General features: G+C 61.8%; 26 protein-coding genes. 16 read left to right on the forward strand and 10 right to left on the reverse strand.

All coding sequences use genetic code 11. The features are described from left to right. Window positions 1–301 precede the first annotated feature (301 nt). Window positions 302–676 carry an RNA-binding protein gene (locus VGM51_11765; protein HEY3413713.1) on the forward strand — a complete coding sequence of 125 codons (375 nt, stop codon included), beginning with the start codon at window positions 302–304 and terminating at the stop codon, window positions 674–676. Window positions 677–745: 69 nt separating this feature from the next. On the opposite strand, the gene VGM51_11770 is transcribed toward VGM51_11765, so the two are convergent. The 10 genes from VGM51_11770 to VGM51_11815 form a co-directional block, all read right to left on the reverse strand. Beyond that, on the reverse strand, window positions 746–1,345 hold the full coding sequence (locus VGM51_11770; protein ID HEY3413714.1) for a PEP-CTERM sorting domain-containing protein: 600 nt from the start codon (window positions 1,343–1,345) through the stop codon (window positions 746–748). A gap of 419 nt (window positions 1,346–1,764) precedes the next feature. Continuing rightward, entirely contained in the window at window positions 1,765–2,748 is a 984-nt protein-coding gene (locus VGM51_11775) for a Gfo/Idh/MocA family oxidoreductase (GenBank protein HEY3413715.1), read from the reverse strand. 85 nt (window positions 2,749–2,833) lie between these two features. Beyond that, window positions 2,834–4,420 carry an NADH-quinone oxidoreductase subunit N gene (locus VGM51_11780; GenBank protein ID HEY3413716.1) on the reverse strand — a complete coding sequence of 529 codons (1,587 nt, stop codon included), beginning with the start codon at window positions 4,418–4,420 and terminating at the stop codon, window positions 2,834–2,836. Window positions 4,421–4,453: 33 nt separating this feature from the next. Beyond that, a complete protein-coding gene (locus VGM51_11785) occupies window positions 4,454–6,031 on the reverse strand; it encodes an NADH-quinone oxidoreductase subunit M (GenBank protein ID HEY3413717.1) in 1,578 nt (525 codons plus the stop codon). Window positions 6,032–6,178: 147 nt separating this feature from the next. Next, window positions 6,179–8,404: an NADH-quinone oxidoreductase subunit L gene (nuoL, locus tag VGM51_11790; GenBank protein HEY3413718.1), complete on the reverse strand. Its 2,226-nt coding sequence runs from the start codon at window positions 8,402–8,404 to the stop codon at window positions 6,179–6,181. An 88-nt stretch (window positions 8,405–8,492) separates the two neighbouring features. Next, window positions 8,493–8,807: an NADH-quinone oxidoreductase subunit NuoK gene (gene nuoK / locus VGM51_11795; protein ID HEY3413719.1), complete on the reverse strand. Its 315-nt coding sequence runs from the start codon at window positions 8,805–8,807 to the stop codon at window positions 8,493–8,495. 26 nt (window positions 8,808–8,833) lie between these two features. After that, window positions 8,834–9,418 carry an NADH-quinone oxidoreductase subunit J gene (locus VGM51_11800; GenBank protein HEY3413720.1) on the reverse strand — a complete coding sequence of 195 codons (585 nt, stop codon included), beginning with the start codon at window positions 9,416–9,418 and terminating at the stop codon, window positions 8,834–8,836. A gap of 80 nt (window positions 9,419–9,498) precedes the next feature. Next, window positions 9,499–9,990 (reverse strand): 4Fe-4S binding protein, encoded by a 492-nt coding sequence (locus VGM51_11805; protein HEY3413721.1) that lies wholly within the window; start codon window positions 9,988–9,990, stop codon window positions 9,499–9,501. After that, window positions 9,959–11,137 (reverse strand): NADH-quinone oxidoreductase subunit NuoH, encoded by a 1,179-nt coding sequence (gene nuoH / locus VGM51_11810; GenBank protein HEY3413722.1) that lies wholly within the window; start codon window positions 11,135–11,137, stop codon window positions 9,959–9,961. The genes VGM51_11805 and nuoH overlap by 32 nt, the downstream gene beginning before the upstream one ends. A 735-nt stretch (window positions 11,138–11,872) precedes the next feature. Further along, window positions 11,873–12,952 (reverse strand): SAM-dependent methyltransferase, encoded by a 1,080-nt coding sequence (locus VGM51_11815; GenBank protein ID HEY3413723.1) that lies wholly within the window; start codon window positions 12,950–12,952, stop codon window positions 11,873–11,875. A 130-nt stretch (window positions 12,953–13,082) separates the two neighbouring features. Between VGM51_11815 and VGM51_11820 the strand changes: the two genes are divergently transcribed. The 15 genes from VGM51_11820 (at window position 13,083) to VGM51_11890 (ending at window position 26,646) form a co-directional block, all read left to right on the forward strand. Further along, window positions 13,083–13,847: a prepilin-type N-terminal cleavage/methylation domain-containing protein gene (locus tag VGM51_11820; protein HEY3413724.1), complete on the forward strand. Its 765-nt coding sequence runs from the start codon at window positions 13,083–13,085 to the stop codon at window positions 13,845–13,847. Window positions 13,848–13,883: 36 nt separating this feature from the next. Further along, a complete protein-coding gene (locus VGM51_11825; GenBank protein HEY3413725.1) occupies window positions 13,884–14,861 on the forward strand; it encodes a dockerin type I repeat-containing protein in 978 nt (325 codons plus the stop codon). 187 nt (window positions 14,862–15,048) lie between these two features. Then, the gene (locus VGM51_11830; protein ID HEY3413726.1) at window positions 15,049–16,836 is read left to right on the forward strand and encodes an acetylxylan esterase; all 1,788 of its coding nucleotides are present in this window, start codon (window positions 15,049–15,051) and stop codon (window positions 16,834–16,836) included. A gap of 123 nt (window positions 16,837–16,959) precedes the next feature. Then, the gene (gene hisD, locus VGM51_11835; protein ID HEY3413727.1) at window positions 16,960–18,261 is read left to right on the forward strand and encodes a histidinol dehydrogenase; all 1,302 of its coding nucleotides are present in this window, start codon (window positions 16,960–16,962) and stop codon (window positions 18,259–18,261) included. Beyond that, window positions 18,258–19,241, forward strand: a complete 984-nt coding sequence (locus tag VGM51_11840; GenBank protein ID HEY3413728.1) for an HAD family hydrolase — start codon at window positions 18,258–18,260, stop codon at window positions 19,239–19,241. Before hisD ends, VGM51_11840 begins: the two co-directional genes overlap by 4 nt. 92 nt (window positions 19,242–19,333) lie before the next feature. Beyond that, window positions 19,334–19,921: an imidazoleglycerol-phosphate dehydratase HisB gene (gene hisB, locus VGM51_11845; GenBank protein HEY3413729.1), complete on the forward strand. Its 588-nt coding sequence runs from the start codon at window positions 19,334–19,336 to the stop codon at window positions 19,919–19,921. A 75-nt stretch (window positions 19,922–19,996) separates the two neighbouring features. Further along, window positions 19,997–20,608 (forward strand): imidazole glycerol phosphate synthase subunit HisH, encoded by a 612-nt coding sequence (gene hisH, locus VGM51_11850; protein ID HEY3413730.1) that lies wholly within the window; start codon window positions 19,997–19,999, stop codon window positions 20,606–20,608. Then, on the forward strand, window positions 20,605–21,327 hold the full coding sequence (hisA, locus tag VGM51_11855) for a 1-(5-phosphoribosyl)-5-[(5-phosphoribosylamino)methylideneamino]imidazole-4-carboxamide isomerase (GenBank protein ID HEY3413731.1): 723 nt from the start codon (window positions 20,605–20,607) through the stop codon (window positions 21,325–21,327). The genes hisH and hisA overlap by 4 nt, the downstream gene beginning before the upstream one ends. A 154-nt stretch (window positions 21,328–21,481) precedes the next feature. After that, window positions 21,482–22,273 (forward strand): imidazole glycerol phosphate synthase subunit HisF, encoded by a 792-nt coding sequence (gene hisF, locus VGM51_11860; protein HEY3413732.1) that lies wholly within the window; start codon window positions 21,482–21,484, stop codon window positions 22,271–22,273. 70 nt (window positions 22,274–22,343) lie between these two features. Continuing rightward, on the forward strand, window positions 22,344–22,937 hold the full coding sequence (locus VGM51_11865) for a helix-turn-helix transcriptional regulator (GenBank protein ID HEY3413733.1): 594 nt from the start codon (window positions 22,344–22,346) through the stop codon (window positions 22,935–22,937). Between the two features lie 33 nt (window positions 22,938–22,970). Beyond that, complete coding sequence (gene hisI, locus VGM51_11870) at window positions 22,971–23,339, forward strand: phosphoribosyl-AMP cyclohydrolase (GenBank protein HEY3413734.1); 369 nt, start codon at window positions 22,971–22,973, stop codon at window positions 23,337–23,339. 48 nt (window positions 23,340–23,387) lie between these two features. Further along, on the forward strand, window positions 23,388–23,735 hold the full coding sequence (locus VGM51_11875; protein HEY3413735.1) for a hypothetical protein: 348 nt from the start codon (window positions 23,388–23,390) through the stop codon (window positions 23,733–23,735). 54 nt (window positions 23,736–23,789) lie between these two features. After that, window positions 23,790–24,875 carry a zinc-binding dehydrogenase gene (locus VGM51_11880; protein HEY3413736.1) on the forward strand — a complete coding sequence of 362 codons (1,086 nt, stop codon included), beginning with the start codon at window positions 23,790–23,792 and terminating at the stop codon, window positions 24,873–24,875. A gap of 102 nt (window positions 24,876–24,977) precedes the next feature. Next, window positions 24,978–25,427 carry a hypothetical protein gene (locus VGM51_11885; protein HEY3413737.1) on the forward strand — a complete coding sequence of 150 codons (450 nt, stop codon included), beginning with the start codon at window positions 24,978–24,980 and terminating at the stop codon, window positions 25,425–25,427. Between the two features lie 133 nt (window positions 25,428–25,560). Continuing rightward, entirely contained in the window at window positions 25,561–26,646 is a 1,086-nt protein-coding gene (locus tag VGM51_11890) for a hypothetical protein (GenBank protein ID HEY3413738.1), read from the forward strand. The last annotated feature ends 84 nt before the right edge of the window (window positions 26,647–26,730 follow it).

The following is a 26,730-nucleotide window of genomic DNA, read 5'->3' on the forward strand; positions in this document are numbered from 1 at the left end:
TTGGAGCACATATCCACTCTGCTGACTGTTGCCTCCAGAAATATCCGCGTAAATTCCTTTGCTTTTTGTAATGTAATGTGCTATTATCTACTTGCACGTGGTGTGCACCTGCATATGTCGCTCCGGTCTCCTGGCTAACCATCTGATCCAGCCCGTTTGCTCTTTATCAACAAATAGACTCGCTCCGTGGGCTGATGTTTGTCCTTCCCGGACTCTCCGGTTCCCTTCCGTCTCGAGTTTCATGGCACACCTCGTAGCGAAACCCGCCCCTCAATGGGGCCATGTCCGGAAGGAAACTTGAATGAGTAAACGGCTTTACGTGGGCAACCTGTCCTACGAAACGCGCGAATCTGATCTGCAGACGGCTTTCCAGCCGTACGGCGTCACCGACATCCACATGCCCACAGACAGCATGTCCGGCCGCCCGCGCGGATTTGCGTTTGTCACGGTTGAAGACAACCAGGCCGCCCAGGCCATCTCGGATTGGGAAGGCAAGGACCTCCAGGGTCGCACGCTGACCGTTAACGAAGCCAAGCCGCGCGAAGAGCGCAGCGGTGGCGGCGGACGTTCCAGCTACGGCGGCGGTGGCGGCTACGGTGGCGGCAGCGGCGGCGGCGGCGGACGCAGTGGTGGCGGACGCAGCAGCGGTGGCGGCGGTCGCAGCAGCGGCTGGTAATCGCCAGATTGCCTTAGCGTTAACAAGAAGAGTGCCGTCCAAATAGGCGGCACTCTTCTTGTTTTCGGATCACCGCGAAACGACAGCTCGTTGCTTCCTGAGAGCGAGGCCGGCCAGGCCTGGTAGCGATGAGGCGATAAGCGTTAATGTTCCGGGCTCTGGTATTGCCGGCGCATTGACTTTTCCTCGAATCGTCAGGGTCGCGGGAGCCTCGAATCCACCGTACTGGTTCCGCTTGTACTCGCCCGCTTCCAGAAGAAACGTTCCCCTGCCGGTAGCCCCGACAAAGCGACCCCCTCCATGGGTGATGGTGAAACTCCCACCGTAGCGATATGCGGTGCCTTGCGCGGAGAGGGTATAGAGCGCAGCCAACACGTCCCCATTGGTTCCGTACAGGCTGACGCCTCCGAGGTCGCCCGCTTGCGAATACTCTAGATTCCCAAATATGTTGACGAACCCCTCGCTAGAGAAATAGGCGGTAGTGAGGCCGGACGGCGCAGACGCGTTCTCGGTCGACGCGCCGAACGAGGATCTGGGCCAGGAGAGCACGTGCCAGCCAGCAGTGCCGGAGTATACGGCGTCGATGGCGACAGTCTGAACCGGGGAGGAAGCGCCGGCAGAAACCAGCGCAATCGTCCCAAGAAGGATGAGTGCAGCGAATCTGCTCACTGTGATTGTTCTCCTCAACCGCAAACAACGTTGGCGGAATACGGGGTTGAAAAGCTCTGTGCGGCCTGATGTGTCCCACTAAGCGCGCCAACGCCGTGTCGTTGCCTACGCTTTCGCGGCGTGACCGGTCGAGACAAGAGCCCCGCCTGCAGCCTTCTCGTCATTCCGATAATGTGGCGCCGCCGCCAGGCAGCTTTCCGCATTTACTGGACGCGCGAACGAACGAGGGGTTCCCGGATGGATGACCTTAATGGTTCGAACGCGGCCGCCGATTTTCATACGGACAAGAAGTGTATCCTCAGCGATTATGAGTCGGCGTGCCGGAACCCTGTCCGGAACGGCTGGAACCAAGGGGGATTACGGTCGCGGTAAATTGCCCCTATGATCTCCAGTTCGCCACCTATGTACAGCGATGCGAGTTATGATGCCCGCGTCGCCGCTCCAGACTTCGCGCTGGCGTAGGCGCCAAACGCCACCTTGACCGCCGCCAGGCCGTCCTCGCCCGTCACGGGCACAGGTTTGCCGGATTCCACCGCTTCCACGAATGCTTTCACCATCGCGAGGTCGATATTGTCGCACCACGGCGCCTCATCCATGCGGCCGGTTTCCTCGGAGTATACCCGGAAATGCTGGGCGAAGAGGTCGCCATAGACAGATCCCTTTTCGCCGATGATCTCCAGAGTCACATCTCCCCACGTGGGGTAGGATTTTGGCCGAGACCACGAGCAATCGAGGGTGGCGAACATACCGGATTCGTAACGGATCAGCATGGTGCCGGCATCGTCGAAATCCTTGTGATGGAACGAATTGTCCACTTCGGCGAACACGGTGGACGCCCTGTCGCCGGTGAGCCAGTGGATCAGATCGGCCACGTGAACCGTATGGTCGATCACGGCGCCGCCACCGGCCTTGGCCAGGTCGTTGAACCACGATCCCGGGTTGCGTCCCCGATTGGTGCCTTTGATCGCCTGCACCTTGCCGATGGCGCCGGAATCGATGGTGGCCTTCAGGCGCAAGGCAACCGGGCTGAAACGGCACGGGAACGCCGTCATCAGCGGTACCCCCGCTTCGCGGCAGGCAAAGATCATGGCCTCGCCGTCTGCAACGGACAACGCGAGCGGCTTCTCGCACAAGACGGCCAACTTGTGGGCGGCGGCCGCTCTCGTCAGCGGCGCGTGCTGCACATTCTCCGCGGTGATGATGACCGCGTTCAGGTCTGCGCTTAACAGCGTTTCCAGATCGGCATAGAACGCTGTGTTCCAACCGTCCGCCGCTGCCTTGCCGCGCGCGACATCGTCGTCCCAAACGCCAACGAACTCCACGTTCGGCAGGGCGTTCAGACTGCTCGCGTAACTCCCGGCATGAACGTGCGCCGCACTCAACAAGCCAACTCTAACCACCATCCCACCTCCGTCACGAAATACCACAAAGGCACAAAGACACAAAGCTCGTATCACTTTGTGTCTTTGCGCCTTTGTGGTTCAAGCACTACTTGCGTTGAGAGATCGCCGGCTTCGCTTCGTCCGGGCGGAACGTGGCATTCTGGGTCACAACGCTGTACAGCCACAGCGGCAACGCCCCGAGGAACAGGGTGATCGCCATCGACGCAACGATACCGGCCCGTAGCGTGCGCCCGACCGGCACAGCGGTCGTAACCTGCGGCTCGTCGAAGAACATGCGCTTGATGACGTTCAAATAGTAGTACGCCGCGATGACCGAATTCACAACGAGGACCAGCGCCAGAATATCGGTGGCGTTCCACGCGCCCCCGGAGAAAACTCCGTGAAGGCTTGGGTCGATCGCCGCGAAGAATATATAGTACTTCCCAAACCAACCGGCCATGGGCGGAATACCGGCCAGGCTGAGCATGAACACCGCCATCGCGGACGCGAGGGGCAGGTTGCGTTGCGCCAGTCCGGCATAATCGTCCAGATCCGATGAGTTCAGCCGGTTGTTAATCGCCGTCACCACACCGAACGCGCCGAGGTTCATGAAGAGGTAGGTCACCGCGTAGATGAGAAGCGCCTGCAGCCCTTTGTCGGAGTTCCCGCCCGTCATCGCGGCCACAGCCACCAGCATATAGCCCACCTGACCGATACCTGAGTACGCAAGCATGCGCTTGATGTCGCGCTGATGCATCGCGACGACGTTGCCGACGACCATGCTCAATCCTGCGACGATCGCAATCAGCATAGCGGTGAGGCTGGCGAGCGTGTAATCGCCCGTTGCGAGATTTGGGACCAGGAAAACGCTCGCCACAACGCGGACCAGCACCGCAAGCCCGCCGATCTTCGAGGCAACGCTCAGGAACGCCGTGAATGGCGTCGGCGCGCCCTCATATGTGTCCGGCGCCCATTGGTGGAATGGGACCGCGGACACCTTGAACAGGAAACCTGACAGAACGAACACGACGGCGGCAAGCAGAAGCGGTGTCGGCGGTTGGGAGCAGACGGCGCGGATAACCGTGCTGAGGTTGGTGCTGGCCACGCTGCCGGGCATTCCGGTGGCGCTCAGGCCATAGAGAAGCGATATGCCGTAAAGCATCAGCGCGGAATTGAGGGCGCCGTACAGGAAGTACTTCAGAGCCGCTTCGTTGCTGCGCGCGTTCTCCCGGTAATATCCCGCCATCGCGTACGACGTGATGCTCAGGAACTCCATGCTCAGGTAGATGGTCACAAGGTCGGCAGCGCTGCATAGCAGCGATACCGCCAGCGTTGTGAAAACGATCAGGCCGTAAAACTCGCCAGGGGACGAGAACCGGCGGCTGTACTCGAACGCCATCGCCACCACAACCATCGTGGCCGTGATCGCAATGCCCTTGAAGAGCAGGCTCAGCATGTCCACGCGCAGGTGGCCGCCGTGATCCACATCCTGGCCGACTGCCGCGCACGAGGTCGCCAGCCATACCACCGACGCCAGCGCGGCGCCGAGGCCAAGCACCGTCAGGAGCGGGACCGCGCGATTGACGCGCGAATTCGGCGAACCGGTGAACACAGCCACCAGGAGGAGTATCACCGCCACAAGCGTGAGGATGATCTCCGGAGCCATCAGTGTATAACTATTGAAAGGAGACATAATCGAATCGGTCCGGGCCGCGCAAGGCAACCGTCAGCCGTTTGACCCCGCAACCGGCACGCCCGGGCCCGTGTCCTGCGCGATTGATTGCACCACGTTGTCTGTCGCCGGCCCCACAACCTTCAGCGCGAAGTACGGATAGACACCCAGCACAATCGTCGCGGCCAGCAGTGGTCCCAGAGACCAGTGCTCCCGGGCCTCCATGTCCTTGATGTCCTTCCACTTCGGATTGAGCGGACCGAGAAGCAGTTTCTCCACGGTGCGAAGGAACAGCGCTGCTGTGACGATAAGCCCGATCACCGCGAACGACGTGAGGCCAGGGAAAACGCGGAAGGAGCCTACGAAGCACATCAGCTCGCTCACAAACCCCGCGAGGCTGGGAAGGCCGAGCGATGCAAACGCGCAGACCGTGAAGTAGAAGGAATACTGCGGCACCACCTCACCGAGCCCCCCGTAAGCGGAGAGATCGCGCGTGTGCGTCATGCGGTCGTAGACTACACCGACGAGGAAGAAGAGTGCGCCCGTCACGACTCCGTGGGTGATCATCTGCCACAGCGCACCCTGAAGGGCCAGGTTCTTAGCCGCGACCAAAGCGTTGTACTCGGCGCTTCCCACGGCGTATTTGGCCGGGATCGCCGCCATCGCTGCGCCGATGCCCATCATCATGTAACCCATGTGATTTACCGACGTGTAGGCGATGAGCCGCTTGAAGTCGGTCTGGGCCATCGCGCAGAAGGCGCCGTACACCACGCCGATAACGCCCATGAGGAACACCCACCACGCCATTGTGTGGCACGCGTTCGGCAGCATCGGCATGACGATGCGGATGATGCCGTACCCGCCGAGTTTCAGCAGGACGCCGGCCAGGATGACGGAGCCCGCGGTCGGCGCTTCGGTGTGGGCATCCGGGAGCCACGTATGGAACGGGAACATCGGCACCTTGATCGCGAATGCGATGAACAGTCCGAACCAGGCCAGCAGTTCCGTGCCTGATTTGGCGTACGGGTGCAGTTTGGAGAGTTCGAGAATGTCAAAAGTGCCGCACTGCAGCCGGAGACTGATGATCGTCAGCAGCATCAGCACTGAGCCGGCCAACGTGTACAGGAAGAACTTGATGCTCGCGTAAGCCTTGTTCTTGCCGCCCCATATCCCGATGATGAAGTACATCGGGACCAGGCCGATTTCCCAGAACACGTAGAACAGGAAGAAATCCAGCGCCAGGAACGTTCCGTACATGCCGACCGCCAGCAGGAGAAAGAGCGCCATGTATTCCTTGACACGCTCTTCGATGCGGTAGCTGTAGATAATGCATAAAGGCATCAGAACGCCCGTGAGCACGACCAGCGGCAGGCTGAGGCCGTCGATGCCCATTTTGTAGAACGCCTTCAGGCCGGGAACCCATTCGTGCACTTCCGTCAATTGCATGACGCCGCTCGCGCGGGTGTTGAATGCCATCAGAGCACCGACCACGCACCCCAGCGATATCAGCGCGAACGCCAGCGCCACGCGACGGATCAGCATTTTGTTCTCGCGCGGAAGCGCCATGATGATGACCGCGCCAAGCAACGGCGTAAACGTTATTAGTGAGAGCCAAGGCACTCCAGTGTTCAAATCTCAGCCTCCAATATACTGCCCTTCATTCGTTCGGCAGGTCGGGACTCCGTGCCCAACATTCTACGTGATCCTCGCCAGCTTTCGGTAGGTCGGGCCTCCGCGCCCGATGCGATACAGCGTCGGGCACTGAGGCCCGACCTGCCATTACCGATGCGGAATCCTCAACAACCCGACGGCGATCAGCACCAGCGCCCCCACATAGAGCGCCACGGCGTAGTTCTGCACCTTACCGGTCTGCAACAGCCGCAGCTTGCTCCCGATCCATCGGGGCACGATGCCGGTCAGATTCACGAAGCCATCAACGACCCACCGGTCCACAATGCGGATACCGTCGCCGATCATCAGACCAACACGCCCGACACCGTTCACCAGGCCATCCACAACATAACGGTCGAACGCCTTCGCGATCTCGGAAATGGCCTTGCACGGCGTCCACAGGATGGCAACGTACAGTTCGTCGAAATACCACTTGTTCAGCAGGAAGGTGTGGATCGGGCCCAGCGCCCTCAACGGTTCCTTCCAGAAGCCGGCCGGATCGATATCCGGCGCGTTGCCGTGCTCATGGATGTGGCCGTGAGCGTCTACCAGGCCGTTTGTCCTGGCGTATGCGGCGGCTTTGACCTGTGAATCCTCTACTGCCTTCTTGTATACGATGATCCCGAGCGCCAGCGCCACCAGGACGATCAGCATGCTCGGTACGGCAACCGCCGGGTTCAGACCGGTTATCTCGCCGAGGAGTCCCTCAGGATGCTCTTCCGGCGCGTGGACCGCTCTCAGCGCGGGATCAACCCCTGCTGTGGTGAGGTTGGCGCCGATCAGGTATTTCGGGAGCTCCGGCGCTTCACTGGTTCCCGCCACCACGGCGGGTCTGGGGGCCAGGTAATCTTTGAAAAGGTTGTTCCTCGGTATGCCTAGCCAGCCGGCGGCTACCGCGGGGATCGCCAGTATCACCAGCGGGGCAAGCATCGTCTTCCCGCTCTCGTGCACGTGGAGGCTCGGGTTACGCGTCTTGCCGTCGAAGACCATATACATTTGGCGCGTCATATAGAAAGGCGTGAGGAACGCGCCGATGCTTCCCAGGATCAGGAACCAGCCCTGCCCCTGGTGCGACAGCAATTTGGCGCCGTCCAGAATAGCGTCCTTGCTCCAGAAGCCCGCGAAGATGAACGGGAAGCCCGCCAGCGCGAGGAAACCGACCATGTACGTCCAGAACGTCCACGGCATCTTGTAGCGCAGGCCGCCCATCTCCCTCATGTCCTGCGTGCCCGTCCCATGAATCACAGAACCGGATCCGAGGAACAGCAGCGCCTTGAACGCCGCGTGGGTCATCAGATGGAACAGGCCCGCCACCCAGGAACCCAGGCCGATCGCCATCACCATGTAGCCCAACTGGCTCACGGTGCTGTATGCCAGAACGCGTTTGATGTCATTCTGCACGAGGGCGATGGTCGCCGCTATGATCAGCGTACAGACTCCGAGGAAGCGGACAAAGCCCAGGGGGGTCACGCCGATCGTGGTCACCAGCAGGTTCCACTGGAAAGTGTGCAGGCTTCCGTACTCAAAGAGGAAGAACGACCGGCCAACCAGATAGACGCCGGCCGCCACCATCGTGGCCGCATGGATCAATGCCGAGACCGGAGTGGGGCCTTCCATTGCATCCGGAAGCCACACGTGCAGCGGGAACTGGGCCGATTTGCCCACCGCGCCGCAGAAAAGGAGCATCGCCGACGCGCCCGCGGCCCAGATCATTCCGGGATTGCCAGGGTCCAGCATCGAGCGCACTTCGACGAACGAGAACGTATGAAAGGTGTTCCAGAGGATCATCACGCCGGCCAGGAAGCCGAGGTCGGCAAACCTCGTGACGATGAACGCCTTCTTGCCCGCCTTCATAGCCGATGGCTTCTGGTACCAGAACCCGATGAGCAGGTACGAGGACAATCCCACGAGTTCCCACCCTACCATCATCAGCAGCCAGTTGTCCGCCATCACCAGTGTGAGCATCGATGCGGAAAACAGGCCGAGGTAGGCGTAGTAGATGTTGAAGCGCTTGTCACCGTGCATGTACCCGATGGAGTACAGCTGCACGACCGCGCTCACCGTGGTAACCACGAGGAGCATCATGACGGTCAGGTGATCGATCTGGAATCCGAACTTCAGAGCGCCGGCGGCCAGCGGAATCCACTCCCATGAATGCTGATATGCCGTTTGCTGACCGAGCGTCGTCGCGAACAACGCCACGGACCAAAGCCACGAAAGCGTTATCAGCGCCAGGCCGATATAGGCCGGCACAGGCTCCTTGTATTTGCGCGCCAGATTGATTGGGAAGGAGAGCGCCGGCAGCAGTGCAATCCAGTATGAGTGCTCAAGCATAGTCAGTGTCAGGGCTGAGGGCTGAGATGCGAGGGCTGAGGTCAATCGGCTGAATCTCAGCCCTCAGCCCATCTCTCTCAGCCCTCTCCTACCATTTCATCCAGTTGATCTCGTCCACGCTGATGCTGTGGGCGTTCTTATAGACAGTAAGTATGATCGCGAGGCCGATAGCAGCCTCGGCGGCGGCGATGGTGATGACCACTACCGCGAAAGCGTGTCCACCCAGGATGGGCAGCTGCCCGTTCGGCACGGCGTTCGCGGCCGGGCCGAGGTATCTGTTGAATGCCACAAGGTTCAGGTTCGCCGCGTTCAACATCAGTTCGATGCACATCAGAACGGATACGGCGTTCCTGCGCGTCAGCGCACCCATGAGCCCGATGCAGAAGAGCGCGGCGCTGATCATCAGGAAGGGTGTAAGCGGGTTCTGGATCACAGCCTCACCTCCGCTGCCGGCCCGTGCGCCGGGTCCTGGTCGTCATATATCTCATTGATGTGCTGCACCGGCACCACTTCTTCGCCCGAAGCCAGGACGATGGCTGCGACGAGCGCGGCCAGCAGAACGATGGACGCAACCTCAAACGGGATGATGTAAGTAGTGAGGAGTTGAATGCCCAGAACCTGCGGCGTATTGGCAACGATGCCCGGGTCGGTTTGCAACGGCCACGGTTGGCGCATCAGGAACGTGCCGAGCAACACCATCATCACGCCTGCCGTCGCCAGCCCAATCGGCCATTGCGAGTGCGTGGGGCCGCCGAACGTCGTACCAGTGAGCCCCTGCGTGAGCATAATGGCGAACAGGATAAGCACCGTGATGGCGCCAACATAGACCAGCACCTGCGCCGCCGCGATGAACTCCGCGTTCAAAAGCAGATACAGGCCGGCCACACCCACAAACGATACGCCGAGGCAGAGCGCCGCGTGAATCAGATTGCGAAGCGTCACCACCAGCACGGCGGGCACCAGCGTTAACAACGCCAGCGCAACAAACGATATGACTTCCGCGGTCGTGTTCATTGTCAGGATTCAGATTTCAGGATTCAGGTTTCGGGATTCAGGATTCTGCATCTGAATCCTGCCCCTTGGCCCCTGCATATTCATTTCGTTTTCGGCGGGTTCTCCGGCACGGGCACAGCCTGCCCTTCGATGCCGTACACCAGCTTTGTCCGGTCGTACATCGCGAATTCGAATTTGTGGCCAAGCACGATGCTCCGAACGGGTTTCGTCGGGCACGCTTCCTCGCACAACCCGCAGACCATACAGATGGCCGCGTTGATCGTGAAGACGACCGCTTCCTTCTTCTTCTCCGGCTTGGGGGCGTTGGGATCGGCAGCCTCTCCATGCGCCGGCCCGTGGATGACATCCTCAATGTGGATGCACTGCGTCGGACACACCTTTTCGCACAGGTGGCACACGATGCAAATGTCCAGATCCACTTCCGGAAACCCACGGAAGCGCGGCGCGAGGTCCGGGCGAACGTCCGGGTACTGAACAGTCGTCTCCGCCCGCCGTCGGTTGGCGTTCGTGACCTTCAGCCCCTTCAGCATGCTGTACAGGCTATACCCGGCTTCTTTGAGGTACTGCCGCACTCGCCATCTCCTTCGCCGATTGTGTGCCGGTTGGCACGACTTTCTTCATCCCGATCAGCAATAGCCCAATCAGGCCGATCCAATTTACCGCGGCCAGCACACCCAACTGGGCATTGTGCGACATCGGAAGGGCAACGGTCATCGAGTTGACCACCACCCCGATCATCGTCACCGGGATCAGCACCTTCCAGCCGAGTTCCATCAACTGGTCCACCCGAACGCGGGGAAGCGTTCCGCGGATCCACATTGTGAAGAACACTACACCCCACGTCTTCGCCATGATCACGATGAATGCCGCGAGCTTCCCGAGCGCGCCCGCCGACTCCATCCACCCGTTGAATGAGGGAATCGGCAATGTCCAACCGCCCAGGTAGAGGCTCACGCAGATGATCGAGATTGTGAAGGTGTTCGCGAACTCCGCCAGGAAGAACAGCGCGAACTTCATCCCGCTGTATTCCGTGTTGAAGCCGGCAACCAGCTCCGACTCCGCCTCCACCATATCGAACGGCGTGAGGTTCACCTCGGCCAGGCCCGCCGTGAGGTAGCACAGCGCCATCACGGGTGTGATGAACAGGTACCATACAGCGGACTGCTGGTGGATGATGTCGCCCAAGCGAAGGCTGCCAGCCAGAACGACTGGCGCGATCATCGCCAGCACCAGCGGAACCTCATAGGACACAATCTGGGCCGCGCTGCGCATCCCGCCCAGCAATGCGTACTTATTGTTACTCGCCCAACCGGCCGTGATGAAGCCGATGACGGCGACGGACGTGATCGCGGAGATGTAGAGGATACCCACATTCAGGTCAGCCGCTACCAGGCCGGGGCCGAACGGAATAACCACGTAAACCAGGTAAGCCGGCAAGAAGACGATGCTTGGCGAGAGGATGAACGCCAGGCGATCGGCAAGCGTGGGGATGACGTCTTCCTTGAGCAGCAATTTCAACGCGTCCGCCACGGTCTGGAAATAGCCTCGAGGGCCGACGCGGTTGGGACCGATGCGATTCTGAATATCACCGAGGAACTTCCGGAGGACCAGGATCATGATGAGGACGGTCAGCAGGATGCCGATCAGTATCCCCACAGCGTACGCGGTCATGATCAACAAATCGTGGACCACCGGATTCTTGAGTAGTTGTTGGATCAATGGGTTGTCTCGCGCCGTCACACCGGCGGAATTACGAGCGACGGCCCCTGGAACGCCGCGCCCATTGGAATCGGCCGGGGCAATTGACCCCGGAATTATAAATGCAATTCCAACACAGCATTATAGAGACGCTGGCATTGGGGATTCAATTCTGATCGACCGTAAAATGGCCTCCGACTTCGTCGCAATGCCCCGTTCTGCCACCCAGGTCGGCCCAAATAGGCACCATTCTTGCTTTCTCTTATGGTACAACTAAATACCGGCCCGGATGCGTGGGCCAGGTAAGGATGGTGCGCGATGGAACGTTGCCTGATGTGTCGGATGTGGAAGCCCGTCTGGAAATGGCTGGAAGAGGTTGACCGTCTCACCGGCCGAAGGATGCGCGTTGGCGCGCTGTGCCGCGCCTGCTGCTCTTGTGAAGATTTGATCGCCCACACGGTGCCCCAACACGAAATCCCGAACGGACTGCCGGCGAGATAATTGCGGCAGCCTGCCGTGCCCGGCTCGTTCGGGAGCATAACGGCCACCCCGGCCGCCACGGTCTTCAAAGACCGCTGTGCGCTCCTTTGGGAGCGCCCTTTGCGTCGCCCAAACGCGGCGCCACGGCCGGGGCAGGCCGTTTTGCGTGTGCTCCAACAGTAGCGCCGGCATCCTCGCCGGCATCCGAAACAGTAGCGCCGGCGTCCCCGCCGGCATCGGTGGGGCCGGGCCACCGAACGAGGCGGGCGTCCTCCGCTACATCCTCTCCTGCACCAGCACGCCCAGCCCCCCGAGGCCCTCTTCCAACCGCCCCAGCCGATCCACCGCATCCAGTTCCGCGTGCGTCGCACCCGGCGCCTGCATGAGGGCGCGCCCGTGCTCTTTCCAACCGAGCCTTGTCAGAAACTCCCGCTGATTTGTACGCTCGATTCTCCGAAGGCCCGCCCGCTCGCCAAATCGCTCCACCGCCGTCCAGCAAACGTGGGCCGTCAGGTCTTGCATGCCGATCCGCAACAGGAAATCCTCATTCGCGGCGTGGCGGTAATGGGCAAGGAGCGTGCCGCGGGGAAACCGTCTCACGCCGGACGCATCGTACCCGTAGTCGATGGTGAGGATCCGCCCCGCTTCCAAAGCGCCGGCCACGCTTTGCAGCCACGGCTCGATCCCCAGGTTGACCTCGATCTCGGCTCCCTCCTCCACCTCCAGCCCGGCAACCGCAATCCAGTCGGCCAGAACCGGCGAGCTCAAGGGGCCCTCATGTTCGATGAGCCGGTCCCCGTCGAGCGCCACGAAGACTTCGCGTAACCCGCCTTCCACGGACCGGACACGGTTCACGGGAAACGCATCCGGCAGTTCATTGGACAGGTACAACCCGGAGAACGGCGCGATCGACCCAATATCCGGTACTATGCGGACTTCACCAGGCAGCCGGGCGCGTAAACGCTCCGCGGCGGGGCTGTAAGGCTCGACAATGGCGTATGAGACGGCCGCGCCGCCGGCCTCTTCCGGCCAGGCGTCCAGAAAGGACTCCGCCAGCGCCCCGGTCCCGGCGCCCTGTTCCACAACCGTGAATTCCGATCCGCCGATCTCGCGCCGAACGCTCGCCGCGTACCGCGCCAGCAGCCTCCCGAACAACGGGTGCGTCTCAGGGGCGGTCAGGAAGTCGCCGGCGCGCGTCGTCGCGTCCGGGTGACTGCGATAGTAGCCCAGCGGATCGTGGTACAGGGCCAGCGCCATGAACCGCGCGAACGTCATCGGCCCTCCGGAACGAATCTCGGCCCGGATCAATTCCTCCAGCGCCAGAGATCTCCGCACGTCGTTGTACAACGCCTTCATCGCGGCCCGTCCAAATCCAGGGCTGGCACCATACGCCGGCGGGCAAAGAGGATTTCGGACCGATGGCGCGCCAGGTGAATTGAGTGTATAATCATGCTATTCATCATGGATTCTCAGTAAGGAGGCAACCATGAGACTTCGCCGCGGATTCACGCTTATCGAACTGCTCGTAGTCATCGCTATCATAGCGATCCTGGCCGCGATCTTGTTCCCCGTATTCGCCAAGGCCCGCGAACGCGGCAAAATGGCGGCCTGCCTCTCCAACAGCAAGCAAATCGGATTGATTTTGCGGCAGTACGCGGATGACTACGATGAAGGGCTTCCCTTCAACCCGTATACCACCTCCCTGCCGCACACGCGTCCATGGGTCCACCTGTTCATGGCCTATGCCAAGAGCGCAGATATCTTCCGCTGCCCCAGCCATGCGGGGACGCCGGTTAAAGCCTGGAAGATCGACTCGGAACATTTCTTTACCACGGGCTATCCGGCCAACAACGGGGCTATTCCCGCCAATCCCGACGTGAACACGTGGTACACAAGGGAGGTCCCGGCGATTGGCTACGCATTCAACGAAGTCCAGATCGGAGGCTACCTGGACAACAAGCGCCACACCCTGAAGCAGTTGAAGGACCCGGCGAGCATCGCCATGTTCGGCGACGGCATCTATTGGTACTCTGGCGCCAACGCCCCGTCTGTTCTGCCATCCGGCGATCCACCCGGCACCAAATACTGGGACTGGGGGGAACCCGGCGTCAGCGATTGGTGGGGCAGGCCGCAGCACCTGGGTGGCTGCGAATTCGTGTACGCTGATGGCCACGCAGGGTGGGCGAAGCCGGTGAAGCTCACCAACAGCGGGTATTTCTACGGCTACTACCCCAAGGCGCGCCTCAACTAGCCGGGGCCGGTCGAAATCCGCCGGTGCACCACATTGATGAGACCCCTCTTCGTCCGGTGTATCAAACTCCTGATTGCCGCCGCGCTTATCACGTCGCGGGTTGGCCGGCCGGCACATGCGGCGGCGGTCCTAACGGCCGCTGTACCCGCTGGTGTCGCCCCGGATAACGCCACCCCCGCCGCAGTGTATTGCACGTTGACGGGCGGCTACCCCAACAACGTATACGCCATCAAGGGCACGTTCTCGACGGGCATGCGGCCTTATTACGGCCTCACTTGGGCCGCGCAGCGCCAGTTGTGGGCGGCCCAGGAAGAGCGTTGGGACACCTGCCAGCCTCTCCTTGAAACAGACAAGTATGGCAACTGGAAGGGGCACATCTTCGTACGCCTCGAGGCGACCGCCCCCCGGGGCCACATCCTTTTCCGCATCAGCGTTGTCGCCCTCAGACCGGTCGAGGACGCCGGGCCCACCGTGAGTGAATGGTACAGCACGGATTCGGTCACCATCGCGCCGGACGGGGATGGCGCCTGGTTTCGCGGCCACGCATACACCGATCCTGGCTGTACCGTGCCCGCCAACGGGGCCATAATACGGGCCATTGGCCTCACAGGCAGCATCTCCGGCTCGGGCCTCACGCAGTATTCCGCGGTTCCGGACGGCCAGAACCCCGTCGACGTCGGCTATTTCAACGTGGCCGTCACTTCGGGATGGGTGATGGACGTCACCGCGCGCACCCGAGACGGCCAGATTGTGACAGTCTACGTTAAGACCGCGCCGCCGTGGATTATCCCGCCCGGCGAAACAGCCTCGGTGGATGGCGCCGTGTGGGGCGATGTGAACGGAGATGGCGTGTTGAACGCCCACGACGTAACCCTGGCGCTGCAGATAGCTTCCGGCATCAACCCATGCCCGCTCGCTTTCCGCAGCCGCGCTGACGTCTGTCCGGATCCGGTTGATCACCTCGTCACCGTAGAGGACGCGATAGCCATCGCACGCCGCGTTTGTGCCGGGTGACAGGCCCGCGAAGCCCCAACCTGAATCCCGGATTCCTTCGGCCTCCCCTTTCCGAGTGGCCGCGTACGGGCACGGTCCGTTCCCCGTTTGCCCGCCCTCGATCCGCGGCATACAATGAGACCGGAACAACGTACGAGCGCAATCAGTCATACCAGACGTCCACCATCACATTCTGAAAGGATTACCTGTGAGAAGATTACTCCTGCTGCCCGTCCTAGCTGCCGGGCTTCTTTTTGCCGCTCCGCTGCGGGCCCAGACCTCTTCATCGATGGATCTGGCCGGCACGTGGAAATTCTTCAAAGGCGACAACAAGAGCTACGCCCAGTCGCAGTTTGACGACGCGCTTTGGAAGGATGCCACCGTCCCGGGCACGTGGCAGGATCAGGGCAACCCGGATCTCAAGGGGTTCGCGTGGTACCGAAAGCACGTTGCCCTTCCCGCGCGGTGGGGGAGTGACCCTCTCGTCACCACCGGTAAAGCCGTCCTGTACCTGGACCTCGGCAAGATCGCCGACGCCTACGAGATCTATTGGAACGGCGGCATCATCGCGGCCGGAGGCAAACTGCCGCCAGCCTATGCGGCGGCGACGGGGGACGTTCACGCCGGGGTTCCCGCAGACAAATCCACGTTTGGCGGCGACAATGTGCTGGCGGTCCGCGTGTACGGCCAGGGCACCGCGAGCGGCATCGTGGGCGGTCCGCTTTCGCTTCGCGAGCCCACTTTCGCCGACTACCTCAACGTCTCAATCGTCGGCAAGGATAATCGCGCGGAGTTCACCGGCCCCGATGGGCTGACCTTCGATATCGTTGTCGAAAATCAGGGCGATGCGGCCTGGCAAAAGGGCACAGTGATGGTTTCCGTCCTCGATGGCGCCGGCAAGACCATCGTCACCTCGCCAATGATGGTTGACGTGAACCCGCAGAAGGTCTATCGCGCCACGCTGCAATTGAAAGAGTCCGACCTCAACCCCGGCATCTACACCGTCAACGCCGCCACTCAGATGGGCGGGGCTACGTTCCAGACCACCTCCAAGACCTTTGTCTTCAACCCGGGCGGAATCCGCAGCACGACCTTCAAAACGCCGGACCAGATCAAGGCCTTCACCGCCAAACTGGACACCTTCTGGAAGACCACGCTTACCGCGGTGAAGGCGACTCCTCTCGCCCCAACAGCCGTTCAAGACACCGCGAAGTCCACGGACAAGGTGAAAGTCTATAAGGTCACGTTCGCCGGGCTCAAGGGCCAGACCATCTATGGCTGGTATTGCGTTCCCGCCGCCGCGGCCAAATCCCCGGGCGTGGTGGTGCTCCCCGGGTACGGCAACAATAGCATCGAGCCGCCCACGCTCCTCGCCGAGAGCGGCTTCGCCGCCCTCGCCATTAACGTGCTCGGCTCGGATGTTGACTCCAAAACGTATCCGTCCGAGGCAGATTCGTACGCAAAGGGTGGATTCGCCGATCCCAACACGTTTGTGATGCGCGGAATGGTAGTGGCCGGCATTCGTGCCGTTGACTTCCTCGCGCAGCGACCGGAAGTCCGGGCCGACCGACTCGGTGTTGCCGGTATGAGCCAGGGGGGAGGGCTTGCCCTCGACGTGGCGGCGCTTGAACCCCGCGTCGTCGTGGCCGTCGCCAGTTCGCCTGCCGCCGATTTCCCGCGCATGTTCAGCCAGGCGCGGCGGAACCCGGCCAGCGGATTCCTCACCGGGCTCGATGCGGCCGAAAAGGCCCAGCTTGAGCAGACGATGGCTTACTTCGACCCGGCTTTCCTTGCGGCGCGAATCCGGATACCAACGCTCATCAGCCTCGGTATGAAAGACGACATCGTCCCACCGGAGACCGCTTATACCGTCAAGAACTCCATCCCGCAGGGCGTGGCCGTGATGATTCAGGCGGACGAAATGTCCGGCCATCAGGTCACCCCGTCACAGGCATCGGCCAGCCTCCAGTGGCTCACGAAGTTCCTGATCGGCTGACCCACCGGGAAATGGAAATGGGGAACTGAGGAAACGGGGAAATGCGACCTAACCGGACCATTTCCCCGTTTCCTCATTTCTGAATCGCGTCCGCCTTGCCCGTGGCCCTATAATGGGAGCGTCATGCAAGTTATTGATACACGCACAACTTCGGCGCGGGAGATCCGCGCAAGGCTCACCCGCTCCGCATCGCTCGGTGATGCCGCGAAAGAAGCCGCCGTCCGGGATATCATCGAGGATGTCCGCGCGCGCGGCGACGAGGCCCTGCTCGATTACGGCCGTCGATGGGATTGCCCCAAACTGGAAACCCTTCGCATCACGCCGGAAGCCATCGCCGCCGCCCATGCCGCGTGCGATCCCACCCTGCTTGAAACGATGCGGGGCTCAAAGGCGAACATCGAGCGATTCCATCGCCAGCAAATGCCCCGATCATGGTTTGACGGCGCACAGGATGGAATCATCCTCGGCCAATTGGTCCAGCCTGTGCACACCGTCGGCCTCTATGTCCCCGGCGGTACGGCAGCCTACCCCAGTACGGTGCTGATGACGGCGGTCCCTGCCCTCGTGGCCGGCGTGAGCCGCATCATCATCTGTACCCCGCCGGACAAGAGTGGTCAGGTTAACCCGCTGGTCCTCGCCGCCGCCCACGAGTGCGGCATTTCGGACGTCTTCGCCGTCGGCGGCGCGCAGGCGATCGGCGCGATGGCCTACGGCACGGAGACTGTCCCGGGCGTCGACGTGATCTGCGGGCCCGGCAACATCTACGTCTTGCTGGCCAAGAAGATGGTCGTCGGCAGCGTGAACATCGAGAGCCTTCCCGGCCCGAGCGAGATTTGCGTGGTCGCCGACGACACCGCCAATCCGCGCTTCGTTGCCGCGGATATGCTCAGCCAGGCAGAGCATGGAGGCGTGGGCGCGAGCAGCGCGGCCGTGCTCATTACTCCGTCAAGGGCTCTCGCCGATGCCGTGCAGGCCGAGCTGGCACGCCAGGCCGCCACACAGAGCCGCCGCGCCATCCTGGAACAGGCGCTCGAAGAGGCCGGGCTCATCGTCATCACCCGCGACGTGGATGAGGCGCTCGACCTCGCCAACCTGATGGCGCCGGAACACCTCGAACTGGAGATCGAAAACGCCTGGAACCGCCTGAGCAAGGTTCGAAACGCGGGCGCCATCATGATCGGCCCGTGGAGCACTGAGCCGGTTGCCGACTACTGGGCGGGGCCAAGCCACGTGCTCCCCACGAGCGGGACCGCTCGTTTCTACGGCCCACTGAGCGTGGACATCTTCCTGAAAAAATCGAGCATTGTCTGCTACGACGAGGCACGCCTCCGCGAGGCCGCTCCAAACGTTATCCGGTTCGCCGAAGCCGAAGGGCTTGATGCCCACGCCAACGCCGTGCGCGTTCGGGTGGAGGATCCGGCGTGACCGATCTCGGAAACGGAATCTGGGCCTCGGACACCGCTCTGCGCCTCGGTCCAAGCGTGGACGCCATCGTTTTCGACGTGGATGGGGTTCTCCTGAACGTCTCCGGCTCTTTTCGAAAATGCATTTCCGCGACGACGCAGTTCTTCCTCGCTAAGACGCTCGGCTGGGAAGGCGGCGGCGAGTATCTGCCTGTCTCCGAGACGGAGCTCTTCAAACGCGCCGGAGGATTCAACAACGACTGGTCGCTGGCGGAATGCGCCATCCTTCTGTTTCTGTGCAAGGGAACCGCCGCGGATGGGACCTCCGCCGCACTGCTCCGCGCCCTCCCGCCGAGCACGGCGGAATACACCGCCGAGATCGGCCGGCGTGGCGGCGGCGAGGATAACGCCGTAGCCTGCCTGACCGACGCCTTCCCGGCGGACATCATCCAAATCGCACGCGCGCTCTGGGACAAGGATGTCATCGATCGCATCTTCATGGAGATGTACGCCGGGCGAACCCACTGCAAGCGCGTATACGGCTTCGAGCCGACGCTCGTGGACCAGGAGCGTGGCGAGCTTCTGAACGAGACTGTGCTGCTCGACACGCCCGCACTCACGGACCGGTATCGCTACGGAATCGTCTCCGGACGCCTACGGGGCGAACTCGATGTCGCGCTCGAAATGACCGGCCTTCGCGGCCTGATCGATAGGGCGGCGACGATGACCGCGGACGATGGACTGCATAAGCCCGATCCGAACGGCCTGATCGTTCTCGCTGATCGCATGAGTTTTGCTGCCGCTGCGTTCGTCGGCGATACCCTCGACGACATGCGGACGGTTCATAATTACAGGAAGGTTCGCACCGAGCCGGGCTATCTGGCCTGCCAGGTTCTCAGCGGGCCCGCGGGAGAAGCGAACCGGCAGTTTTTCGCCGATCACGGCGCCGACGTCGTAGCGCCGGACGTTAATGCCCTGATGCGTTGGTTTGAATCGCTGTGAAAGAGTCGGCGGACTCCTGATTCGAAGTCGGCCTTCGCCGACTGAGAAATCAAACTCACGTACCCGGAACTCGGAACTCGGAACTAACAACCATGTCACGAACCGCAACAGTCGAACGAAACACCAAGGAGACGCAGATCCGCCTGTCCATTGACCTGGACGGCAGGGGCAGCGCTTCCGTCAATACCGGGGTGGGCTTCCTGGATCATATGCTCACGCTCTTTGCGCACCACGGACGGTTCGACCTGCAGATCACCGCAAAGGGTGATCTGCATGTTGACCCGCACCACACGGTGGAGGATGTGGGCATCACGCTGGGCCAGGCGGTTGCCAATGCGCTGGGCGACAAGGCCGGCATCTTGCGCTACGGCAACTTCACGGTCCCGATGGACGAAGCGCTGGTCATGTGCGCACTGGACCTCAGCGGCCGGCCCTATCTCATGCTGGACGTCAGCCTGCCCGCCACTCGGCTCGGCGAAATGGATACCGAACTTGTGGAGGACTTCTTCCAGGCAGTGGCGAACAACGCCCTGATGAACCTGCACATCCGTCAGTTGAGCGGGCGCAACACCCATCACATTATCGAGGCCGGTTTCAAGGCCTTTGCCCGCGCCCTCGACGCCGCCGTTCAGCTCGATCCCCGTGTAGAAGGGATCCCCAGCACGAAAGGTACGATCTAGGGGCTGAGGGGCAAGAGCTGAGGGCGGTGATTTCATGTCTCAACCCCCAGCCCGCAGCCCTCGGCCCTCAGTCTTATGGATATCGCAATCGTTGACTATGGCGTTGGCAACCTGCGCAGCGCGCAGAAGGCCATCGAGCACGGCGGACACGAAGCCGTGATCACCGCGGACGCGGCTGTTCTGCGCGCGGCCCCGCGCATCATCCTGCCCGGCGTGGGCGCGTTCGGCGCGGCCATCACCCAACTGCGTGAGTCGGGGCTCGATGACGTCGTCATGGACGCAGCGCGAAGCGGCAAGCCTGTGCTCGGAATCTGCCTCGGCATGCAGCTCCTCTTGTCGAAGGGGTACGAACTCGGCGAGTGGGACGGTCTCGGCCTCGTGCCTGGCGATGTGGTGAAGTTCGACGCGCCCGGCCTGAAGATTCCGCAGATCGGCTGGAATACCATCGAGCCAACCGGCACGTCACCGCTGTTGAACGGGGTAGACGACGGCATGATGTTCTACTTCGTCCACTCGTTTTACTGCCGTCCCGCAGACGCTGCGGCGATCGGCGGAACGACCGAATTCGGCGGACCGTATTGCAGCGTGATCGCTTCAGGCAATATCCATGGCGCCCAGTTCCACCCGGAAAAGAGCGGCAAAGCAGGGCTTCGCTTCCTCAAGAATTTCGCGGAGTTGCCCTCATGACCGTGATTCCCGCGATCGATATTCGTGGCGGACAGTGCGTCCGCCTGCACCAGGGCGACTACGCTCAGGAAACCGTTTACGGCGCCGACCCGGTGGAGATGGCCCTCCGATGGGAAGCCGAGGGCGCCGAGCGCCTCCACGTGGTCGACCTGGACGGCGCGCGAGACGGCGAGGGGATGAACCGCGCGATCGTGGGCCGTATCGCGGCCGCGTTGAAGATTCCAGTTCAGACCGGCGGCGGCCTCCGCAACGCGGATACAATCCAGATGATGCTGGATGCCGGCGTTCAGCGCTGCATCGTGGGGACAACCGCGGCGGTTGAAAGCGATGCGACGCGCTCGCTGTTTGAGCGCTTCGGTGACGCGCTGATTCTCGGACTGGACGCGCGCGACGGCTTAGTGGCCATCAGGGGCTGGCGCGAGGTCACGGATCAGACAGCCGTTGAGTTTGCCCGTCAGATGGTCGGCATCGGGGCCCGCCGAATCATCTACACCGATATCGCGCGGGATGGCGCGCTCACAGGCCCGAATCTGCCCGCCCTGGGAGCGATGGCAGGGGCATCCGGCGTGCCAATTATCGCCAGTGGCGGCGTGAGTACGCTGGAGGACATCCGCGCGCTGAAGGAACTGGAACCGCTCGGTGTCGAGGCCGCCATCACCGGCAAGGCGATCTATGTGGGCGCGTTCTCTCTACGGGACGCCATCGCTGCCGGAACATAGGAACAACCACAAAGACACTAAGACACAAAGGGCGAGTGGTGAGGACTGGGCGCAGATAGTGGGCGAGGTGCAACACTTCGAATGGTCGCCATTCTACGGAGAGTTTATTATCGCTTTGTGCCTTTGTGTCTTTGTGGTCATCTGCTGAAAACTTATGCTTGCCAAACGTATTATCATCGGACTCGACATCAAGGATGGCCGCGTCGTCAAGGGCACGAAATTCGTCAACCTGCGCGACGCCGGCGACCCCGTGGAACTCGCCGCGCTCTACGACGCCGAAGGCGCGGACGAGATCACCTTCCTGGACATCACCGCCAGCCACGAACGCCGCGGCCTCATCTTCGACCTGGCCCGGCGGGTCTCCGAGATGATGTTCATCCCGTTCACAGTTGGCGGGGGAATTACCACGGTCGACGATTTTGCGGGGATCATGGCGGCCGGCGCGGAAAAGGTGTTCATCAACACCTCCGCCGTGACCACACCCGAACTCATCACCCAGGCGTCCGACCGCTTCGGCGCGCAGGCGGTGGTCGTGGCGGTGGACGCGAAGGCGCGGCACGAACGAGACGAAAACGCGGAAGCGTTCGCATCCGGGTACGAGGTCTACATTCACGGAGGGCGCACTCCCACAGGGTTGGACGTGGTAAAATGGGCACAGAGGGTCGAGGAACTCGGCGCGGGTGAACTCCTCCTGACGAGCATGGAAACCGACGGAGTGCAGCAGGGGTTTGACCTGGGGATCACCCGCGCGGTCGCCGACAGTGTCGGCATACCCGTGATTGCGTCCGGCGGCGGCGGCACCCCGCAACACCTTGTGGACGGCGTCACCGAAGGGCATGCGGAGGCTGTGTTCATCGCCAGCATCGTGCACTACCGCACATATTCGATACGCGAATGCAAGCAGGCGATGCACGACGCGGACATTCCGGTTCGCTTGAAATGGTAACATACTGAGTCAACGCCTTACCGATCCCGCGCGCTGTGCCGTCTGTGTGACCCCGTAATCCTTCCAATCAATGACTGCTACATTCGCCAATATAATTGTGCGCTCCGGCGACCAGACGGCCGTCGCGGCCGCCGTGCGCCAGCTACCGCGGCGCCTCGGCGCTCTCGTGGCTCCGCCCGTGGACAAATGGACCGCGGTGTTTGACGAGGCGTCCGATCAACCGGATGAAGACCGGCTAAGCGGCTATACCGTGATGCTGAGCGCCAGGCTGAATACCGTTGCGGTCGGGTTCATGGTCTATGAGAGTGACGTCCTCCTCTACACGCTCGCCGAAAACGGAAAGCTGGTCGATCAGTTTTCCAGTTGGCCGGATTACTTCGACGAATCCCTGCCGGACAGCGAAATGGAAGCGCTGTCCGGCGATCCGAGGTGCCTGGCGCGCCTGGCGCACGTATCGCCGGCCCAGGTTAACCATATCCTGGAAGGCGAGCACGATTTCGCCGAAGAGAAACTCGCGGAGCTCGCGCGTCTGCTCGGCCTTCCTCTGAGTATCACCCACTGGGGGTACAACGATCTCCTGAATCCTGAGACTGATCAGCCCGCGGACCGCGCGGCTTTCATCGAAATAGCCCAGGCCTTTCCACTCTCGGATCCCGAGTCTTGACCGCCGATCCCTGACACCTGACACCTGACACCCATGATTGAAACAAGCACACTTAAATTTGACGACAAAGGCCTCTTAACCGCAGTCATCCAGGACGATGTGAACGACGAAGTCCTGATGGTCGGTTTTATGAATGAGGAAGCCGTTCGACGGACCCTTGAAACTCGCCGCGTGACCTACTGGAGCCGCAGCCGACAGAAATACTGGATCAAAGGCGAGACCAGCGGGTTCACACAGGAGCTTCAAAGTGCGTATTACGACTGCGACAAGGATGCCCTGCTTCTGCGTGTCATTCAGCAGGGCGCCGCGTGCCACGAGGGGTATCGTTCCTGCTTCTTCCGCCGCATCGACGAAGGCGACGAACCGGTTATCGTTGCCCCACAACTGGTCAAACCGTACTAGAGGGCCCTATCAGGTAGCGCCGGCATCGGCGGAACACCCCTTCGAATCATGGATAGTCAGCATATAAATGATGCGGTTCGCGAGTTCCTGGGAGACAGTGCTCCAGCCTCGGAACTGCGCCTTTGGCGCGAGGCTCTGGAACAGCGCCTGAACCGCCTGCGCGCCGAGGCGGCCCAGGACCCGCAAACACACGAAGCGTTGCGCCTGAAGATCGCCCACCTTGAAAAGCAGGTGCATGCCCTGATGGAGGAGGAAGCGATCTCCGGTTTCGTGGAAGAAACCGTCCGCGCTTCCGTCGCCGATGTGGGCGGGGGCAGGATAGATCGCGGGTCGAAGGAGTCCGAGGTGCCACCCTGGGCCGATTTCGACGTGGATGACATCCCTGACAACTCCTGATCGCAGGCTCGAGCTCACTGCCCCGAACGCAATTGGAATGAAGGCCAACCCCTGATGCCGCAAGCCGCCGTCATGATCGAGCCGAATCGCCTGGAGGTTCGCGAGTTGCCCGCTGCAACGCCCGAACCCGGTGGTATTGTGCTGGACACCGTCCTGAGTGAGGTGTGCGGGACCGACGTCCATCTTCTCCACGGCCGGCTGTCCGGAGTCCCCTACCCGATCATCCCCGGCCACGTTTCGGTCGGGCGCATCGCCCACATTGAGGGCGCCGCGTCGGACGTTGAAGGCGTTTCGCTGATCGCCGGCGACATTGTCACGTTTCTCGACGTTCACGGCACGTGTGGGAAGTGCTGGTACTGCCAGGTGGCCCAGGCGTCCACCCGCTGCCCGGAGCGCCGCGTGTACGGCATCACGATGAGCGCGAACGACGGCCTGCTGGGGGGCTGGAGCGAGCAGATATACCTCAAACCCGGCACGCGCATCCTGCCGCTCGGCTCGGCCTCTCCGGAGGCCTACATGGGCGGCGGCTGCGGGTTGGCCACGGCCCTCCACGCCGTTGAGCGCGCCGAGATCCGTTTCGGCGACACCGTGCTGATACAGGGCAGCGGCCCGGTGGGGCTCAACGCGCTGATCCTTGCCCGTCTCAAGGGGGCAACGCGCCTCCTGATGATCGGCGGCGGCGCGGATGAACGCCGCGATATGGCGCTCCGACTCGGCGCCGACCTCTGGCTGGACGTGTTCCACACCACTGAATCCCAGCGCGTACAGGCCGTGCGGGACGTTACGGGCGGGCGAGGGGCGGATGTCGTCATAGAAGCGTCCGGCAATCCGGCCGCCGTGCCGGAAGGCATGCGACTGACGCGCGATGCCGGCGCGTACATAATCGTGGGGCAGTATACGGACAACGGCGGCGCCGCGATCAACCCCCATCTGGACATCAACCGGAAGCACCTCCGCATCCAGGGCGTCTGGGGCTCCGACTACAGCCACGTCCACCGGGCGCTGAAGATGATGCAAAGGTACGAATCCGAAGTCCCGTGGTCGGACTTCCTGACGAAGACCTACACTCTGAATGAAATGAACGAGGCTCTGGCCGACGTTGAGCGCGCGGCCGTCATCAAAGCCGCCGTCAAACCATAGGAGGAAATGGAGAAATGAGGAAATTTCCGAACCATTTCCCCGTTTCCTCATTTCCTGGTCACAGAATCAAGGCTCAATTTTCATATCTCAATTCTAAAATCCATGCCCTATTTCGCACGCATTTTCTCACCTTCGGATGCCGTCCCGCCGCTGGACAGCATCCGCATCCTCGCGGGCCAGTTTGCCGCCACCCTGACTACCTCGGACGACGAGGACGACTGGGAGACCGCCGAACTCCTCTACGATGATGAAAAGAAGCCGGTAGAGTTAGAGCGTTACCTGCCCGCAACCGACGGCCTGTTCGAAGAAGACATCAACGATTTCAGGGCTACGCTGGAATCGATTGACGAGGAGGCCGCCGCAAACGTTCTGAACGCCATCCAGGAGTGCCGCCAGATCATCGCGTTCCGAGTGCTGGACGATGCCGAAGACACCGTCTGGGGACCACTGAATGCAGCCATGGACGCTGTTTGCGGCGCCGTCGGAGGCCTCGCCCACGCCGACGGCGAAGGCTTTTATGACAACCGGGAACTAATTCTGCCGATGGACTGATGCGGAAACGATGAAGTACGAACGATGAACGATGAACGCCGAGAGGACTCCGGACATTCATCATTCTGACTTCATCATTTGCGCTTTGTGTTTCCGTGCATTTGTGGTAATTCGCTGAAAGGGTACGCCGAAAATGCGAAATTCATCGGAAAAGATCGCCCCACAAGCGGTCATCATCCGCGATTTCCACGATCTCAGCGGGCGAACGCGTCTCCGCTGCACCTGGGCGATGGAGCGCGCGCTTCTCGAGATCGCCGTCGCCAGCCACGCTCACGAGGGTCACGGCGCCTTTCAGGGCCGCAAATACCCAAACACGACCGAGGATCACGTGGCGCAGGCCTTGGGCCTGGATGCCCGCGCGGAGCGGCAGCAGCGCCAGACGTGGATCGATGACGTCCGAGGATACGCCGAGGCCGCCATCGCCGGCAAAGCGCCCGGTTTCGCGGTTGACAAGGACGGCAACCCCCTCTTCGGAATCGGGATTTTCCGTTGGCTGGAGGTCGAGCCCCGTGACGTTCTCATCGGCCTCGCCCTCGGCGGCCTGCGCGACAACCCCACTTGGCGCCGCAAGGCGCAGGAAATCTACAACATCGAGATCGGCTACGGCGAAGCGCACCCGGTGAACATCCCCGCGATGGAAGCGGTGGGATTGGACGGCTACTCGCTATCCCAGGAGGCTCATGAGAAGGATCTGCAGGACCTTCGCGCAAAGGGAGTCATCCTGCCGGATAGCACGGAGCAGGGCGGCGATGTCCAGAGCATGTACGTGCGCTACCAGACCGGGCCCGGTGCATCCGATGATGCCGCCGTTCTGGCCGCTGGATTGCTGTACGGCGTCGGCGCCGCGGTCGGCTCCTACCTGGCCGATGCCATCGACACGCTGGAAAAGTACACGCCTACGCACGCGGACCAAGACGACGCGATCGCGGAAATGATCCGGGAGCGCATGCCCGATCTGGTGACCGACGCCCAAGTGGTCCACCTCACTTTCCTCGCCTCCACCCCGCCGGATATGCTGGACACCCTTCCCGACAGCACCATGCGCCACTTCCTGCAGGAGGACCCGGGCGTGGATCAGTCGATACTGGAGAGCCACTTCCTCTACCTGACCGGCCGCCCCTGGCTGCCGATGCACATGGGCCACTATCCGCTGATGAACAACGAAGAACTGTACCGCTACGTGGAAGACCGGGTGGGGCAAAACAAGACGCCGAAGTAGGGGGCAGGTGTCGGACAGCAATGATGCCTGCTGACTACTGTCTGCTGACTACCGCCTACTGCCTCCTCCGCGGGTAGTTCTCCA

The organism is Armatimonadota bacterium (assembly GCA_036504095.1).
GTDB lineage: Bacteria > Armatimonadota > DTGP01 > JAKQQT01 > JAKQQT01 > DASXUL01.